The sequence below is a fragment of the Umezawaea endophytica genome, from assembly GCF_025061645.1.
Taxonomy (GTDB): Bacteria; Actinomycetota; Actinomycetes; order Mycobacteriales; family Pseudonocardiaceae; genus Umezawaea; species Umezawaea endophytica.
Genome location: NZ_JANYMP010000004.1, coordinates 123,529 through 140,559, shown reverse-complemented (window position 1 = coordinate 140,559; position 17,031 = coordinate 123,529). Strand labels below are relative to the sequence as shown.

General features: G+C 71.1%; 14 protein-coding genes. 8 read left to right on the top strand and 6 right to left on the bottom strand.

Annotated elements, in window-relative coordinates; translation table 11 throughout:
• Window positions 1–253 precede the first annotated feature (253 nt).
• On the top strand, window positions 254–1,102 hold the full coding sequence (locus NZH93_RS10520) for a helix-turn-helix domain-containing protein (protein ID WP_259622794.1): 849 nt from the start codon (window positions 254–256) through the stop codon (window positions 1,100–1,102).
• 27 nt (window positions 1,103–1,129) lie between these two features.
• The gene (locus tag NZH93_RS10515) at window positions 1,130–1,336 is read left to right on the top strand and encodes a DUF397 domain-containing protein (RefSeq protein ID WP_259622793.1); all 207 of its coding nucleotides are present in this window, start codon (window positions 1,130–1,132) and stop codon (window positions 1,334–1,336) included.
• On the opposite strand, the gene NZH93_RS10510 is transcribed toward NZH93_RS10515, so the two are convergent.
• The 3 genes from NZH93_RS10510 to NZH93_RS10500 all read right to left on the bottom strand — a co-directional run bounded on the left by NZH93_RS10510 (window position 1,323) and on the right by NZH93_RS10500 (window position 5,482).
• Window positions 1,323–3,605, bottom strand: coding sequence for an NACHT domain-containing protein (locus NZH93_RS10510; protein WP_259622792.1), 2,283 nt, complete (start codon window positions 3,603–3,605; stop codon window positions 1,323–1,325). The genes NZH93_RS10515 and NZH93_RS10510 overlap by 14 nt on opposite strands.
• Before the next feature lie 295 nt (window positions 3,606–3,900).
• The gene (locus NZH93_RS10505) at window positions 3,901–4,752 is read right to left on the bottom strand and encodes an NAD-dependent epimerase/dehydratase family protein (RefSeq protein WP_259622791.1); all 852 of its coding nucleotides are present in this window, start codon (window positions 4,750–4,752) and stop codon (window positions 3,901–3,903) included.
• A gap of 115 nt (window positions 4,753–4,867) precedes the next feature.
• The gene (locus NZH93_RS10500) at window positions 4,868–5,482 is read right to left on the bottom strand and encodes a TetR/AcrR family transcriptional regulator (protein ID WP_259622790.1); all 615 of its coding nucleotides are present in this window, start codon (window positions 5,480–5,482) and stop codon (window positions 4,868–4,870) included.
• A gap of 53 nt (window positions 5,483–5,535) precedes the next feature.
• On the opposite strand from NZH93_RS10500, the gene NZH93_RS10495 reads away from it, so the two are divergent.
• From NZH93_RS10495 to NZH93_RS10485, 3 genes are all read left to right on the top strand, one after another.
• Complete coding sequence (locus NZH93_RS10495) at window positions 5,536–6,945, top strand: FAD-dependent monooxygenase (protein ID WP_259622789.1); 1,410 nt, start codon at window positions 5,536–5,538, stop codon at window positions 6,943–6,945.
• A gap of 56 nt (window positions 6,946–7,001) precedes the next feature.
• Complete coding sequence (locus NZH93_RS10490; protein WP_259622788.1) at window positions 7,002–7,925, top strand: LysR family transcriptional regulator; 924 nt, start codon at window positions 7,002–7,004, stop codon at window positions 7,923–7,925.
• A 103-nt stretch (window positions 7,926–8,028) separates the two neighbouring features.
• A complete protein-coding gene (locus NZH93_RS10485) occupies window positions 8,029–9,183 on the top strand; it encodes an NAD-dependent formate dehydrogenase (RefSeq protein WP_259622787.1) in 1,155 nt (384 codons plus the stop codon).
• Window positions 9,184–9,223: 40 nt separating this feature from the next.
• Here the strand turns inward: NZH93_RS10485 and NZH93_RS10480 are convergent, their stop codons facing one another.
• On the bottom strand, window positions 9,224–10,150 hold the full coding sequence (locus NZH93_RS10480; protein WP_259622786.1) for a lysyl oxidase family protein: 927 nt from the start codon (window positions 10,148–10,150) through the stop codon (window positions 9,224–9,226).
• 188 nt (window positions 10,151–10,338) lie between these two features.
• Here NZH93_RS10480 and wecB point away from each other — a divergent pair, with 188 nt between their 5' ends.
• On the top strand, window positions 10,339–11,400 hold the full coding sequence (wecB, locus tag NZH93_RS10475; protein WP_259623138.1) for a non-hydrolyzing UDP-N-acetylglucosamine 2-epimerase: 1,062 nt from the start codon (window positions 10,339–10,341) through the stop codon (window positions 11,398–11,400).
• A 39-nt stretch (window positions 11,401–11,439) separates the two neighbouring features.
• Here the strand turns inward: wecB and NZH93_RS10470 are convergent, their stop codons facing one another.
• Together NZH93_RS10470 and NZH93_RS10465 are read right to left on the bottom strand one after the other, a co-directional pair.
• Window positions 11,440–12,759, bottom strand: coding sequence for an NAD(P)/FAD-dependent oxidoreductase (locus NZH93_RS10470; RefSeq protein WP_259622785.1), 1,320 nt, complete (start codon window positions 12,757–12,759; stop codon window positions 11,440–11,442).
• Between the two features lie 6 nt (window positions 12,760–12,765).
• The gene (locus tag NZH93_RS10465; RefSeq protein WP_259622784.1) at window positions 12,766–13,593 is read right to left on the bottom strand and encodes a glycosyltransferase; all 828 of its coding nucleotides are present in this window, start codon (window positions 13,591–13,593) and stop codon (window positions 12,766–12,768) included.
• 417 nt (window positions 13,594–14,010) lie between these two features.
• On the opposite strand from NZH93_RS10465, the gene NZH93_RS10460 reads away from it, so the two are divergent.
• The gene (locus NZH93_RS10460; protein ID WP_259622783.1) at window positions 14,011–15,423 is read left to right on the top strand and encodes a sugar transferase; all 1,413 of its coding nucleotides are present in this window, start codon (window positions 14,011–14,013) and stop codon (window positions 15,421–15,423) included.
• A 44-nt stretch (window positions 15,424–15,467) separates the two neighbouring features.
• Window positions 15,468–16,658, top strand: a complete 1,191-nt coding sequence (locus NZH93_RS10455; RefSeq protein ID WP_259622782.1) for a putative glycoside hydrolase family 15 protein — start codon at window positions 15,468–15,470, stop codon at window positions 16,656–16,658.
• The last annotated feature ends 373 nt before the right edge of the window (window positions 16,659–17,031 follow it).

The window sequence follows — 17,031 nt, the reverse complement described above, 5'->3', positions numbered from 1 at the left end:
GCCCACGGGGGACCGCCCAAGCGGTCCCCCGTGGGCGCGTTGGCGTACCCGTGGAACTGCGGTCTCCGACGCCTCCGATTCCAATTTCCCTAAACAATCCGGGCACCCGGCCGCCCCCTATCAGCCAATTTACCGAATAGACCCGGATTGGCTAGTGAACTCGTTTAACCAAATCGAATACTCGTGAGATCGGATGTCGGGGCCTGCTACTTTCCGTCATCACTAGTGACGCTCACGTACTACGGAGGCCCCGATGACCGCCGCTATCCCCAAGCGGGTCGTCAACATCATCATCGGGCGCAAGCTCGAAGCACTGCGCAACGCGTGCGCGATGAGCCAGGCGGAGGCGGGCAAGCTGCTCGACTGCACGCAGAACAAGATAGGCAACATCGAGCGCGGCGAGAGCGGCGTCAAGATCCCCGATCTGAACACGCTGCTCAGCGGGTACAAGACCGACCCGGCGCTGCGCCAGGACCTGCTCGAGATGGCTCGCGGCCGCGAGGGCCGCTACTCGCCGAAGTCACTGCGAGCCCGGTTCCACGGGACCATGCGCGAGGTCGTCGACCTGGAGACCAGCGCGCACTACCTGTGGCAGCACACGTCCATGACCATCCCCGGCCTGCTCCAGACCGAGGCGTACATGCGGCACCTGATGCGCTCGGTCCGGCCGTCGCGAACAGCCGAGGCCATAGAGCAGGCGACGGTGAACAGACTCGAGCGCCAACTGATCCTGGACAACCTCGACAACCAGTTCTGGTTCATCGTCGACCAGGCCGCTTTCGAGCGGATGGCGAACATGTCCGGCAGCGGCGCAATTCGACGTGGTCAGAAGGACCACATCGCTGAGATGATCGACCGTCCCAACGTGGAAGTCCAAGTGGTGCCGTGGGAAGTCGGTTACTACTGGGGACAGGAGTTCAACTACACGATCTTCGGGTACTCCAGTGAGCCGCCCGTGGAAGTGGTCCACGTCGAAGGGGTGAGGGACGGCAAGGTCACGTCCGAGGAGGAAGAGGTCGCCGACTTCCTCGCCGTGTGGGAACAGCAGAAGGCCGCCGCGCTGGGGCCCGAGCAGTCCCGCACCTTCCTGCTCGCGAGGTGATCATCCAGGAAGGAACGTGACCTGCACATGACCGATAACCACCCGACGCCGCGAGATCCCCAGGTCTCCGGGTGGCGCAAGGCGACCTACAGCAATCCCGACCAATCGTGCGTGGAGATCAACCACACGGGCGCCGCGGTCGGGGTCCGCGACACGAAGAACCGGACCGCGGGCGCCCTGGCGTTCCGCCACGAGGCTTGGGTCCGGTTCCTGTCGAACCTCATCCGGCCTTGACGAGTTCGGCGCGGCGGCGCTCGACCGCCGCGCCGAGTTCGGCCGGGTCGCAGGTCGCGAGGTGGTCGCGCACCAGCGCGTGCGCGAACCGGTACTCCCCCTCCACGTGCAGCAGCAGCATCCGGTCGCCCGCGAAGTGCAGCAACGCCTTGCGGCGCAACGGCAACTCCCCCAGCACGAGCGGCCGGGACAGCGCCTCGGCCATTCCGGTGGAGATCAGCTCGAACGGCAGCAGGTGCTCGCGCGCCGACGTCGGCGCGCTGAACAGCCCGATCAGGACGCCGGTCATCGGCGCCAGCACGGCCGTGGTGATCGGCGCGCCGAACCAGAAGGCCAGCCCCGTTCCCGCCACCGCCCCGATCCCGCCGCACGGCAGCGCGACCAGCAGCCACCAGCGGCCGCGGCCGACCAGCGCCGTCGACTGCTCGACGTGCAGCGCCCGCCACACCCCGAAGAACCCGCTGACGAACAGGCTCGTCGACAGACCCGCGAGCAGCCCGATCCCCAGTCCCACCAGCAGTTCCCGCGACGGGCCCGTCCACACCATCACGGCGGCGGGCAGCAGCGACACCGCGACGGCCCAGTACGGCGCGTCCCGCACGGCCTCCAGGTGCACGCTCGCGCTCAACGCCACCAGGAACGTGATCACGATGACCGCCGCGAACGCGAGCGGCACCGGCAACTGGAAGAGCAGCAGGCCGATCCAGGAGCCGACCACGCCGAGCACCAGGCCGACCGCCGCTCCCAGCACCAGGCCGACCAGCACGGAGAGCACCCCCCACGTCTTGACCCCACCGGGGCGGTTGAAGACGAACAGGTGCGTCACCAGGAAGTGGTTGACCACGATGACCAGCGCCGTCAGGCACGCGCCGGTCAGCAGCCCCGACAGAAGGCCGAGCCGCAGCCCCACCACGGTCGACAGCGCGCCGACAGCTCCGGTGAGCACGGCGGGCTGGACCCGTTGGAACAGCAGCCAGATCGGGGTCGCGGGCAGCAGTTCGAGCCACGCGACCCTGCTGGGCAGCCTGCCGCGCGCGACCAGGTCGTTCCACAGTGGACTCGCGGCGAGCCTGGCCAGGAACCTCAGCGAGCGGAAAGCGCGTTCCGGCGCGGGCGCGGACGTCGACGCGGAGTCGCGGGCGACCATCTCCACCAGGTAGGTGTCGAGCAGGTCGCGCTCACCGCCGGTGGGGACGTCCCGGCCGACCCTGCCGGTGCGGTAGGTGAGGGCGAGCAGGTCCAGCATCAGCGGGGTCGTCATGGCGTTCCACAGCTCCGGCTCGCGCTCCAGCGCCTTGCGCAGGCCGTCGAGCCGCGGGCTGACCGACTCCAGGTACTCCTCGATCTGCTCGCGGTCGAGGGGCTCGACGCGCACGGCGTGCTGGGACTTGAGGGTCGTGCTCAACCGCTCGTAGTCGGTGACCCGGCTGGCGACCGCGATGCGCGGCACGGCGGACCGCTGGCCCAGCGCGTTGATCTGCTCGACGCAGCGGTCGCGGTCGTCGGGGGCGACCTCGTCCAGACCGTCGAGCAGCAGCGCCATCCGGCCCTCGGCGAGCCAGACGCGACCGACGGCGACGGGGATGCGGTAGCGGCGCTGGACCTCGCGCACCAGCCACTCCACGAAGTCCTCGGGTTTGGTGGACCTGCTGCGGTCCCTGGGCTTGAGCGCGGTCGTGGACCACGACGACAGGTCGAGCAGCACCGGCACCGGCTGGTCGTCGTCCGCGCGCGCCCGGCTGAGCAGGTCCGCGCACAGGTCGACCAGCAGCGTGCTCTTGCCGGAACCGGGGGCGCCCAGCACGAGCAGCACCTCCCGCGTCTCGGCGAACACCTCCGCGATCCCCGACGGCGGCTCGTCCGGATCCGGCCGCGCGCCGCTGTCGATCCGCGCCAGCACGGGGTGCGGCGGCGTCGTGAGACCGAGCTTCGACACGATCTGCTCGGCGAACGACCCGTGCCTGCGGCGCAGCACCTCGCGTTCGACCCGGCCCACCGCCTCCACCCGGTGCGACGGGTGGCCGGGACGCCTCGGGATGAACCGCACGCCCTGGTCGCTGCCCCGGTCCCAGAGCACCAGCCCGACCATGACCCCGGCGAGCAGGACGATCATGGGCCAGAGCCAGTCCACCACCGGCCCCAGCACCTCGGGGGCGGTTCCACCGGTGGCCACGTTGATGGCGACGGGCAGCAGCCCGAGGATCGTCACGACACCCACGACAACGAACGCGACGACCCGCAAAGTCCTGGCCGCGGATCTCCACACCATGATCACCTCCCACGTCGGAAACCGACCGTAGTGGCGAACCGGCCATCGGTGGTAGGTGCGCGCGACTCGATAGCCCGAATGGCCGCTGCTCACGGCCGGTTCGGGCGGTCGACTACTACGCGGTCATTCTCACCAACGGCCGTCCTGCCACGTCAACCCCTATCCGGACGCCGGGGGTCGCAGTCCGATCGGTCTACCGCGCCGTGCTCCGGTCTTCGAGTTGACGAAGATCGTCCACGGGGGCGGTTGGGCAGTCGCGGCACGCCATCCGCCGCTTGCCCTGGCGGACACCGCATCAACCCGCCAGGTCCGCCAGGACGTCGAGGCGCCGGGGCCGCCAGCCGAGGTCCTGCCGCGCCCGCGCGCCGGTGAAGCGCTGGTCGAGCGCGAACGCCTCGGCGATCGGCCCCATCTCCGCCACGGCCTCCTCCGGCGTCACCCGGCGCAGTTCGCCGGGGCACCCGGCCGCCCTGCTCAGCGCCAGCGCCGCGGCCCGCTGGGTCACGGTGGCGCTCACGCCCGCGTACACCGAGCCGGGCTTCGCCCGCAGCGCCAGCACGTACAGCTCGGCCACGTCGTCGACGTGCACGACGGCCCAGTGCGCCGTCCCGTCGCCGATGACCGCGACCGCCCCGGAGGCGCGGGCGGGCTCGACGAAGAACGCCTCGGTCAGCCCGGCCCGGTGCCCGTGGACCAGGCCCGGCATCACGATGACGGGGTGACCGCCGCGGGCGAGCACCCGGCGTTCGTTCGCGAGCCGCCACGCGGTGATCGACGGAGGCGCGAACGGCGCGTCCTCGTCCACGACCCCGGCGGTGTCGCCGTACACCCAAGTCCCTCCCGTATGGACGTACGGCCGGTCGCCCGCGCCGTCCTGCATGGCTCCCGCCGCCGCCAGGTCGACGGCAGCGGTCTCCGGCCCGGCGAACTGCGCGAGGTGCAGCACGCCGTCGGCCGACGCGGCGGCGGCGCGCAGCACGTCCAGGTCGGTCAGCCCGCCCGCGACCGGCTTGGCGCCCGCCGCCGCGACCACCGCAGCCGCCCGCTCGTCCCGCGCCAGCGCGGTCACCTCGAACCCGTGCCGCACCAGCGCGCCGACCACGGCACGACCGAGGTAACCGGACCCGCCTGTCACGAAAACGCTCATCACCGTTCCACCCTTCGAGTTCGACTGCGACGTCGACTCTCGTCCGCGGGCGAACGGCCGTCCAAGACCTGTTCAGTCGTCCCTGATGCCCTCAGGACACCAGGAACGCGGGGCCTCACCGGTCCAGCAGCGCGCCCGCGGCCTGGGTCGCGAGCCACTCGGCGGCCTCGTCCCAGCCCCAGCCGAGGCCGCGCGCGGTCCGCCACGCCTCGAACCCGAAGTAGAACCACAGCACCTGGCCGACCCGGTCGACGTCCAGGCCCGGCCGCAGTCCGCCGACCTCCACCAGCCGCGCGGCGACCAGGTCGAGCCGGTCGCGCACGACGCGGGTCGCGGCGTCGGCGGCCGCGGCCACGTCGGGGTCGGAGGTGCGGTTGTCGAGCAGGATCCCGAGCACCTGCCAGCGCGCGCGGCGCACCCGTGCGGTGCCCTTCGCGGTCAGCAGGAGGATCTCCGCCGGGTCGGCGGACTCCGCGATCCGGCTCACCGTCTCGATCGCGGTCGGGTCACCGGCCCCGTCGTCGGTCAGCGCCATGATCAGCGCCGACTTCCCGCCCACGCTCGTGTACACGGTGTTCAGCGCGACCCCGGCCGCCGCCGCGACCGCCGCGACGCTGGTGCGCGCGTATCCCTGCTCGGCGAACAGCGCCGCGGCGGCGTCGACGATCGTCCGCCGGGTGTCCTCCGCGTGCCTGGCCCGCACGGACGACCGGTACTCACGCGTTGCCATGGGCCGATGGTAGTGCCCGATCAATTCGGAGTATGGTCATTACTATGAATCTAATGTCCAACCAATCGAATGAGACGGCCCAGGTCATCGTCGTGGGCGCGGGCCCGGTCGGGCTCTGGGTCGCGGCGGAACTCGCGCTGGCGGGCGTGTCGACGCTCGTGCTCGAACGCGCCGTCGAGCGCAGCCCGCACTCGAAGGCGATGGGGATGCACCCGCGCACCGTGGAGGTGCTCGCCCTGCGCGGCGCGGAGAAGCGGTTCCTCGCCGACGGGTTCCCCCGGCCGAACTGGCACTTCGGGATGCTGGAGAACCGGCTCGACTTCAGCGGACTCGACACGCCCTACCCGTTCATGCTGGCGTTCCCCCAGACCCGCACCGAGGAGCTGTTCGAGCAGCGGGCGCTGGACCTCGGCGTCCGGATCCACCGCGGCCACGCCGTCACGGGGCTGGCGCAGGACGCCTCGGCGGTCACCCTGACCCTGGACGACTCGCGCACCCTCACCGCGTCGTACGTGGTCGGAGCCGACGGCGCGGGCAGCACCGTCCGCAAGGCCGCCGGGATCGCCTTCCCCGGCTCGGACGCGACCACCTTCGGGTACGTCGGTGAGGTGTCGCTGACCGAGCAGCCGGTGCTGAGCGCCCAGACCGACGACGGCGCGCTCATCACCGTTCCCCTCGGCGGCGGCCGGTACCGCCTCGCGGGCATGGACGCCCACCGCCAGGGCCCCGACGACCCGTTCACCCTGGAGGACCTGCGCGCCACCACCCGCCTCGTCGCGGGCAGCGACTTCGGCATGCACGACCCGACCTGGCTGTCGCGGTTCGGCAACACCACCAGGGTCGCCGCCGAGTACCGCAGGGGCCGCGTGCTGCTCGCGGGCGACGCCGCCCACATGCACTTCCCGGCGGGTGGCGTCGGCCTGAACGTCGGCGTCCAGGACGCGATGAACCTGGGCTGGAAGCTCGCCGCCGAGGTCCACGGCCGCGCGGCACCCGGTCTGCTCGACAGCTACCACGCCGAGCGCCACCCCGTCGGACTGGCGCTGGCGCAGCACACCCTCGCTCAGACCGCCCTCATCAGCGCGACGACACCCGAGCAGCGCGCCCTCCGCACGCTGGTGAACGACCTGATCGGCACCGTCCCGGCGTTCGCGACGGCCCTCGCGGACAAGCTCGCCGCGCTCGACGTCGCCTACCCGGCAGCGGACGCGCACCCGTTGGTGGGCAGGCGGATGCCCCTGCTGGCGCTGCTCGCCGGACGGCCGCTGCTGCTGGCCCGCACCACGCTGCCGGAGGCCTTCGCCCTGGCCGCCGAGCTGGGCTTCGAGACCGCCGTCGACCCCGACCTGCCCGACGCCCGCGCGGCGGTCGTGCGGCCGGACGGGCACGTGTGGTGGGCGACCGACGACACCTCCGAGGTGCCCGCGGGCCTCACCGGCCTGGGAACCACCTTCGCGGACTGACGCACTGCCCGCTCAGGCGAGTGCGCCCGGCGGCGCGGCTCCACGATACTTCAGCCATGCTGTTGCGCCAGCTCGAATACCTCGTCGCGCTCGCCCGCGAACGCCACTTCGGGCGAGCCGCCGCCGCGTGCCACGTGTCGCAGCCGTCGCTGTCCGCGGCGATCCGCACGCTGGAGCGGGAACTGGACGCGCCGCTGGTGCACCGGGGCCAGCGGTTCGACGGGCTCACGCCGGAGGGCGAGCGGGTGCTGGTGTGGGCGCACCGGATGCTGGCCGAGCGCGACGGGCTGGTCGACGACCTCGCGGCGATGAAGCAGGGCCTCACCGGAACGTTGAGGATCGCCGCGATCCCGACCGCGCTGACCGCCGCGTCGCTGCTGACGGCGCCGTTCTGCGGACGCCACCCCCACGCCCGCGTGTCGCTGCTGTCGTTGTCCTCGCGGGAGATCGCGCACGGGCTGGCGGAGTTCGAGCTCGACGTCGCACTGACCTATTTGGACGGTGAACCGCTCGGGCGCGTGCGCAGGCTGCCGGTGTACGAGGAGCGGTACCTGCTGCTGGCCCCGGAGGACAGCGACCTCGCCAGGCAGGGCGGGGCGACGTGGGCGCAGGCCGCCGCCGTGCCGCTCTGCCTGCTGTCCCAGCGGATGCGCAACCGGCGGATCCTCGACGAGGTGTTCGCCGCCGCGGGCGCGACCGTGGAACCCGCCGTCGAGACGGACTCGGTCGCCGCGCTCTACGCGCACGTCGCCACGCGCGCCTGGTGCAGCGTCATCTCCCACGCGTGGCTGCACATGTTCGGCGTGCCTCCGGGGATGCGGGCGCTGCGGCTGACCGGGTCGTCGCACGCGCCGCGGATCGGCCTCGTGACGGCGCGGCGCGACCCGGCGTCGGCGCTGGCGACCGCGCTGATCGACGTCGCCCGGCAGGTCGACGTCCGCGCGGCGCTGGACAAGCTGGTGGAGGACCACGCCTCCTGATAGCCGAGGGCTATCGGGCGACAGCGAAGAACGCTTTGACCGCGTTCGGCGGCCGGGGAACCGTGGAGGACGTACCCGATCGGCGCTGAAGAGGAGTGCTCCCATGGCAAAGGTGCTGTGCGTGCTGTACGAGGACCCGACCGGCGGCTACCCGGAGACCTACGCCCGCGACGGCCTGCCGCTGGTCGAGGCCTACCCCGGCGGCCAGACCCTGCCGACGCCGCGGGCGGTCGACTTCACGCCGGGCGCGCTGCTCGGCAGCGTGTCCGGCGAACTCGGGCTGCGGGCGTTCCTGGAGGCCAGGGGCCACACGCTGGTCGTCACGGCGGACAAGGACGGGCCGGATTCGGAGTTCGAGCGCGAGCTGGTCGACGCGGACGTCGTGATCTCCCAACCCTTCTGGCCCGCGTACCTGACCCCCGAGCGGATCGCGAAGGCGCCGAACCTGAAACTGGCCGTCACCGCGGGCATCGGCTCCGACCACGTCGACCTCGCCGCCGCCATCGAGCGCGGCATCACCGTCGCGGAGGTGACCTACTGCAACAGCATCAGCGTCGCCGAGCACGCGGTGATGATGATCCTGGCGCTGGTGCGCGACTACCTGCCCGCGCACCGGATCGTCCGCGACGGCGGGTGGAACATCGCCGACGCGGTCGCCCGGTCCTACGACGTGGAGGGCATGCACGTCGGCACGGTCGCCGCGGGCCGCATCGGGCTGGCGATCCTGCGCAGGCTCGCGCCGTTCGACGTGCGCCTGCACTACACCGACCGGCACCGCCTGCCCGAGTCCGTCGAGCGCGAGCTGAACCTGGTGTTCCACCCCGACGCGGCCTCGATGGTGCCGCACTGCGACGTCGTGACGATCAACGCGCCGCTGCACCCGGAGACCGAGGGGCTGTTCGACGAGGCGCTGCTCGCGTCGATGAAGCGCGGCGCCTACCTGGTGAACACCGCGCGGGCGAAGATCGTCGACCGCGACGCCGTGGTGCGGGCGCTGGAGTCCGGACACCTGGCCGGGTACGCGGGTGACGTCTGGTACCCGCAGCCCGCGCCCGCCGACCACCCGTGGCGGACGATGCCGCACCACGGCATGACGCCGCACATCTCCGGGTCGTCCCTGTCCGCGCAGGCCCGCTACGCGGCGGGCACCCGCGAGATCCTGGAGGACTTCCTCGACGGGAACCCGATCCGCGACGAGTACCTGATCGTCGACGGCGGGAAGCTCGCGGGCACCGGCGCGCACTCCTACTCGAGCTGACCCGGCGCGCGGAGAGCACCACGGTGCTCTCCGCGGTACGTCAGGAACAGCGCGCCTGGCCGGGGCAGCTCCGCAGGAGCTCGACCTTCGGCGGGGTCACCAGCGGCCCGGCCTCGTCCGGCCAGACGATGGACAGCGACACCGAAGACGAGTTGTTGGCGTAGTCCTTCTCCAGGAACGTCCGGTCCGGGTTCACCGTGTGCACCAGGTCGTACACGCCCGACGCGACGTGCGTGACGTCGAGCCACTGGTGGTCGACGTCGTACCGGTGGTCGTCGCCCGCGCCGACGGAGATGCCCTCCACGACGTCGAGGGCGGCTTCGCCGAGGTGCCCGCACGTGTTGCCGCTCAACACCTCGGCGACCTTGCCAGCGGGTGTCCCGCTCCCCGGCGTGTAGGTCAGCCTGCCGACGTCGTGGGCCGCGTGGCGGTCGCCGAGGCAGTACCCGGTCTTGCGCTCGGCGGGCAGCGGCTCACCGGCGGCCGTGCGGAGCTGGAAGCGCTCGAACCCCATGAGGTGCCAGTGCTCGTGGGACGGCTCGGGGTCGTAGTAGGCGAACGCCGTCGTCGCGCCCTGCGCGCCCGCGAAGCCGTCCGGGATCGGACCGTCCACACCGGACTGGAAGGCCTGGCGCACCCGCATGGTGGGCTCGTCCGGGCTGTCGCGGCGGCCGAACAGCAGCAGCGGGCCGTCGCCGACGTTGTCCGCCGAACTGGTGAACCGGAGGCGGACCGCCTTGGCGGGACCGGACTTCAGGCACTCGCCGCGCGCCGGGGCGACCTCCGCGACCAGGCAGACGTCCCAGTCCGCGCACGCCAGCGGGTCGCCGCCGTAGCCGCCGGGGCAGCCCACCGGCGCCTGGCGCAGGTCCGGCAGCATCGGCGACGCCTCCGCGACCGCCCGCGGGACCACCACCGTGAAGACCGCCGCCACGACGACGGCCACCAGCGCCCCGAACTTTCCCACCACGCTGAAGTTCCCATTCCCGCTAGCCGACGACCTCGTGCCACGCCAACCCTAGAGAACTCCCAGCCCATCACCCGCACGCGGACCCCGCCGTTCACCCGATGGGCTGAGGTAGGGGAAATCACGGTGGTCGAATCAGTAGCGTGGCAGCACCACGTTGGGGCGAAAGGAAACACCTAGTGATCACCATGGTGTGCGGGACACGCCCCGAGCTGATCAAGCTCGCTCCGCTGCTCCGGCACTTCGGCCAGGACGCGGCACTGGTCTACACCGGACAGCACTACGACCGGGCGATGTACTCCCAGATCCTGGACGACCTGCCGCAACCGGGCCGCTTCCACGAGTTCGCGGTCGGCGGCGTCGGCCGCGGCGCCCAGTTGGGGCGGGCCGTGCAGGTGGTGGACGAGGTGCTGGCCGCGCACCCGGCCAGGGCCGTCATCGTGCAGGGCGACACGACGTCCGCGCTGGCGGGCGCGTTGGCGGCCAACGCGAACGGCGTTCCGCTCGTGCACGTCGAAGCCGGGCTGCGCAGCCACGACCGGGCGATGCCCGAGGAGCACAACCGGGTGATGATCGACCACGTCGCCGACCTGTGCTGCGTGCCGACCGAGCTGAACCGGCGCAACCTGCTCGCGGAAGGCGTTGCGGTGGAACGGATCGCGCTCACCGGCAACACCGTCGTCGAGGCGCTGGACTCCGCGCTGCCGGACACCGACGAGCAGCAGGCCGTCCTGGCGCGGCACGGGCTGGCGGTCGACGGGTACGTGGTCGCCACGATCCACCGCCCGGAGAACGTCGACGACCACGAGAACCTGGAGACCGTCCTGCGGGAGCTGGCGACGCTGCCGCTGCCCGTCGTGCTGCCGCTGCACCCGCGCACCGCGAAGCGGGTCCGGGAGTTCGGGCTGGACGGGCTGCTGGCGGCCCTGCGCGTGGTGGAACCGCAGGCGTACCCGGCCTTCCTCGCGCTGGCACGGGGCGCGGCCGTGGTGGTGTCGGACTCCGGCGGCATCCAGGAGGAGGTGAGCGTGCTGAAGCGGCCCGTCGTGGTGGTGCGCAGGAGCACCGAGCGGCCGGAGATCGAAGGCACCTTCGGCACGCTCGTCCCGCCCGCCGGGCTGCGGGCGGAAGTGCTGCGGTGGCTGGACGACGTGCCCGGCCACCGGGTGCGGCTGGCGGAGATCCCCTCGCCGTACGGGGACAACTCCACGTCCAAGCTCATCGCGACGGCCGTGGAGAACCTGGTCTGACGCGGCGGGGGTCGCCGACCCCCGCCGCGTGCCCACCCGTCAGACGCGTTCGGCCACCGGGTCGACGGCCGCGAGGACCATCGCGGACACCTCGTCGGCCAGCGCGACGCTGGAGTTCCAGCTCGTCACGTCCGGGTAGATGTGCGCGGTGGTCGCGAGCAGGACCGAGGTGCCCGGCACCTCGACCGACGGCCGCCGCTCCAGGAAGCCCAACGGGTACACGGGTTCCACGAACGGCGCCTTGAACACCCTGACCTCGTCGACGTCGGCCTCGGTCAGCCCCAGGTCCCGGTGCAGGTCGAGGAACTGGCGGGTCCAGCGCTCGGCGACGACCTCCGAGTCCTCCTGGTAGAGCGCGGAGTTCCGGCCGGTGTAGTGCATGACGTACGCGAGGTGCCTGCCGCCGTAGACCTCCGTGCCCGCCAGCGCGGACATCTCGATGACGCCGTCGAACTCCGTGCCGGACCGCAGGACCGGCGCCCAGTAGTTGCCGGTCAGCGGGCGCTTCAGGAAGAACAGCGCGTTCACGACGCCCTGGTACGGCAGCGACAGCGTCGGCAGCCGGTCGGCCAGCTCGGCATCGGCCAGCCCCCGCAGCAGCGGCAGCGGGACCGTGGACACAACCTGGTCGGCCTCCAGCACCTCGCCGTCGGCGAGCGCGACGTGCGAGCGCTCCGGCGTGCTCCTGAGGCCCTGCACCGGGGTGCCGGTCCGCACCACGCCGCCCGCGGCCTCGATGGAGGCCCTCAGCGCGTCGATCACGGCCTTGTAGCCGCCCTCGGGGTACCCGCGGGTCGCCACGTTGCTCTCACGGCCCAGCCGCTGCCACAGGTACAGCGCTGGCACGTCGCCGAAGGCGTCGCCGAACTTCGAGCCGAACATCGGCGCGAACAGCTCGGACCAGATGACGTCGCCGTACAGCTTGCGCAGCCAGTCCTCGGCACGCAGGTTGTCCAGGTCCTTGCCCTTGCCCAGGCGGCGCAGCAGCAGCGAGACGACGCCGAAGCGGACCCGGTCGCGCAGCCGCAGCGGCGTGAACCTCAGCAGGTCGAGCGCGGAGTTGAACCCGTAGTGCTCGCCGTCGACGACCATGCCCATGCGGGTCGGCTTCCACCGAACGCCGTCGCGCGCGCCGATGTCGCCGAGCAGCGCGAGCAGGCTGTCGTCCGTCGGCATCACGCAGTGGTAGAAGCGCTCCACCCAGCGGTCACCGGTCGGGAAGAACGTGCCGAGGCCACCGAGCTGGTCGCTGCTCTCCAGCAGCGTCACGCGGGTACCGGCGTGGGAGAGGCGGTGCGCGACGGCGAGGCCGCAGATGCCTCCGCCGACGACCACGACGTGGCGGGTCGATTCACTCATCGGCGGTCACAGCTTCCGGAACGGCGCGGGGCTCAGCCGATCGCGCATGAGCAACTTGGCGTACTGGCCCATCGTGCGCCGCAGCTTCAGCTTGCTGACGCTCTGCTTGCGGTCGTAGCGCAGGGGCAGCGGGACCTCGGCGATCACCGGGTCGCAGTGCCGGAGCTTGAGGAGCAGCTCGACCATGCAGGCGAAGCCCTGCTCCTCGACCAGCCGCTCGCCCCAGTGGTCGACGGCGCGGCGCAGCAGCGTCGCCCGGTACGCGCGGAAGCCGCTGGTGAAGTCGCGGACGCCGTCCACGGCGAGAGTGTGGCGGAACACCGCGCCCGCGCCGCGCGACAGCATCCGGCGGCCCATCGGGGCGGTGGTGTCGTCGCCGCCGTCCACGAACCTGGAGCAGATCACGACGTCCGCGCCCGCGGCGATCTTCTTCTGCAACAACGGGATCAGGCCGGGGTCGTGCGTGTCGTCGGCGTCCATCACGACCACCACGTCGTCCTCGCCCGCCACCTGGAGCGCCGCGCGCAGACCGCTCTGCAACGCCCGGCCCAACCCGAGGTTGACCACGTGGCGGACGAGCCGCACGTCGAGCCCGTCGACACCGCGCTCGGCCGCGGCGGCGGTCTCGTCGGACGAGCCGTCGTCGACGACCCACACCGTCAACCCGCCCGCGAGCGACAGGTTCGCCAGCCTGCGCAGCAGCGGCGGCAGCGAGCCCTCCTCGTTGAACGCGGGCAGCACCACGTGCGCCCTCCCACAGGTCAGCGTCACGCTGCCCGACAGCGGAACGACCGACACCGGCCTGATCCGCACCTCGGCCTCTTCGAGTGCCACAGTGCCCCTCACCATTGCTCGTCAATCGGACGGCGGAGACAATTGCCCATCCGCGTCGTGAGTCATATTCGGCTATGTTTCGTGGTTTCTTTAACCTGGTCCTGACAGGCGCGGTGACCAAGGCAACCGATGCGCACACGTCAGTCACCGGGAGGAGGGTTTCTTGTCCACCGGACGAGTGATTCTTTCGAGCTTTTCCGCCGATTTCCGCGTGGCGGACGCTCGATAACACCGAACGGGTGAACTCCATCGGGTGCCCTGTGGTGGCTGGGGAACGGCTGCCGGGAGCAGCCCCCAGGCCGAATTCGGAGAGGAAGTAGTTCGGGATGTGGCAAGGCGCGGCGTGGCCGCCGCCGCGGAGACCGGAAAGTGCTCATCGTCCAGCGGTGTGGAATTCCCACGAAAGAGTGAATTTCGATGACTGATCTGGTGTCGGCCGTCACCTCGCCCAAGGACGGGCGGCACGCGCGGAAATCGCCCGGCCCCCCGACGCGGCCGTTGTCCGCGAGGGTGAACGCCGTCGCGGTCGCGCTGGGCCTCGTCGACGGGGCCGCGCTCGTCGCCGGGGCGGTGTGGACCCGTCCCGGCTGGGGCGCGGCGGTGCTCACCGGCGTCCTGCTGCTGGTCGTCCGGTCGAGCGGCCGGATCTACCGCAGGCGGCTCTGGCTGTCCTGGTTCCAGGACCTGCCCCGCTCCCTCGCCACGACGGCGACGACGTTCGCGCTGCTCGCCTGCTGGGCCATGGCCACCGGCCAGCCCGTGCAGGTGATCACCGCGCTCCAGCACCTGCTGGTCCTCTTCATCGTCTGCGGCGAACCCGTGCGGTTCGCCATGTTCTGGCTCGGCCGCTGGGGCCGCCGCCGCTTCGGCCGCTGCGACCGGACGCTCGTCGTCGGCGCGGGCAAGGTGGGCGCGGACCTCGTGACCACCATGATCGAGCACCCCCAGTTCGGGCTGCGGCCGGTCGGGTTCGTCGGCTCGGAGCCCTGGCTCGGCCGCGAGGACCTGCCCGTCGGGCTGCTGAGAGAGGACCTGGCCTCGGCCATCACCCGGCTTGGCGTCGGCACGGTGATCCTGGCGTTCTCCGACACCCGCGACACCTCGGCGGTCGACGCGGCCATCACCGCGCACCGGCTCGGCTGCACGACGCTCGTCGTGCCGAGGATGTTCGAGCTGTACCAGGACAACCACGACGTCGAGCGGCTCCGCAGCTACCCGCTGGTGCGCCTGGGCACGGCGCCGACGAGCAGGCCGAGCTGGTGGCTCAAGCGCGCGATCGACGTGCTGCTGGCCGCGCTGGCGCTCGCCGTGCTGTCGCCGCTGATCGGCCTGTGCGCGCTGGCCGTGCTGGTCGAGAGCGGCAGGCCGGTGATCTTCCGCCAGGTCCGCATCGGCATGGACGGCCGCAAGTTCCGGATCTACAAGATCCGCAGCGTCCGGCCGAGCACCACGGACGACTCGCAGACGAAGTGGTCCGTCCAGGGCGACGCCAGGGTCGGCCCGGTCGGCCGGTTCCTGCGGAGCACCTCGCTCGACGAGCTGCCGCAGTTGTGGAACATCGTGCGCGGCGACATGTCGATCGTCGGCCCCAGGCCGGAACGCCCGGTGTTCGTCCGCGAGTTCTCCGCCATCCACGAGCTCTACTGGGCGAGGCACCGGGTACCGGCGGGCCTGACCGGCTTGGCCCAGGTGCACGGGCTGCGCGGCGACACCTCGATCGCCGACCGCTCCCGGTACGACAACTACTACATCGCCAACTGGTCGCTCTGGCTCGACCTGAAGATCCTAGTGCTGACGGTGGGTGAATTGGTGTGCCGCAAACAGCGGTAGTCCGGCGCGGTGGCCTCTCCAGGGCGCGGAGGGCCGCCACGGCCGTGGCCGCACTGCTCTTCGTGCAGGCGTGTGCCTTCAGCCAGGCAGCCCAGGACGAGGACCCCCCGCCCAAGGCCACCGCGCCGTGCGCGTGGTGGTACGGCATCGGCGACTCCCCCTCGGCGCGCGACATCCGCTTGGCGGCGCAGCGCTACGACGTCGTCGTGCTCAACGCCATGGAGACCGCGGCCATGCGGCAGCTCCACCAGTTGAACCCGAAGATCAAGGTGCTGGTGTACAAGGACCTCTCCAGCACCCGCAACTACCAGGGCGCGGTGATCGGCGACCAGGACGCGGCCTACCTCCCGTCCGGCCTCGGCTACAACACGGCCCAGCGCGAACACCCCGGGTGGTTCGCGCTGGACACGACGGGCAAGCGCATCGAGTGGAACGGCTACCCGATGCACTGGCAGATGACCGTGTGGGACAAGGCCTACCAGCAGGCGTGGACCAAGGCCGTCACCGCCGAGGTGACGCGCGAGGGCTGGGACGGCGTGCTGGCGGACAACGACTTCAACTCCCTCAGCCACTACTCCCGCGCCGTGCTGGCGGGCACCGCCGACGTCAAGGCAACGGACAGGCTGCTGCGCGACGGCCTCGACGAGTTCTTGGGCGTAGCGGGCGAAGCACTCACCAAGGCCGGGAAGCTGTTCGTCCCGAACGTCTCGGAAACCCACCTGACACCCGGCCGCTGGACCGCGCACTCGCGGTTCGGCGGCGCCATGGAGGAGAACTTCGGCTTCCGCGACTCAGGCGGAACAGGCGGCCTGCTCACGTTCCGCGGCAACGAGTTCAACGAACTACGCGCCCAAGCAGCACTGGGAGAATCACTACTACTACTGGTAACCCGCACCCGCGAACCACGCGAAGAACGAGCAGGCTACGCCAGCGCCGCACTACTAGCAGGCCCACACACCTGCTGGACCCAGGCAACAACAAACGACTACCTCAACCCCGAATGGTCACAACTACAGGCCACCGGCTTGGGCGAGGCGGTAGAAACAGCCATCCGCCGCCCAGACGGCCTGTGGAGCAGACAATTCACCCACGGCTGGGTAGCGGTAAACCCAACCGGCACCCCACTCAAGCTGACACCCCCAGCGGGCCTGCACACCTTGGACGGCAAAGCCACAACCACCACAATGGACCTACCCGCAGCAGACGCCGTAATCCTGGTGAAGCCCAAACCGTAGACAACCACCCGAACCAGCACAGCGATGCTGCTGGTTCGGGCCACCAACCGACCAGTACGACGGTTGAGCGGGCGCTGGCAGAGCGGACTTGACCAGCGCCGAACGTTAGTGACGCGACAGATTGGTAGCGCAGACAGCGACAACTCGCACGCTGGCGGCGTAACGACTCAACGGAACCACCGCCACAACCTGCCCGAAAAAGCTCCCACCCACCAACGCGACCAGCAGCGTGCCCTACCTATCCCCCACCAAACCGCCACACCACCACCCAACCGTGGTCGATTTTACTTGGGGGATTTGCCCCTTAAACTCGAGTCGGACGGCGGCTTCACCTCCCCGCCGTTTTCGTCCGACCAAGGGGCAAATCTAGGGG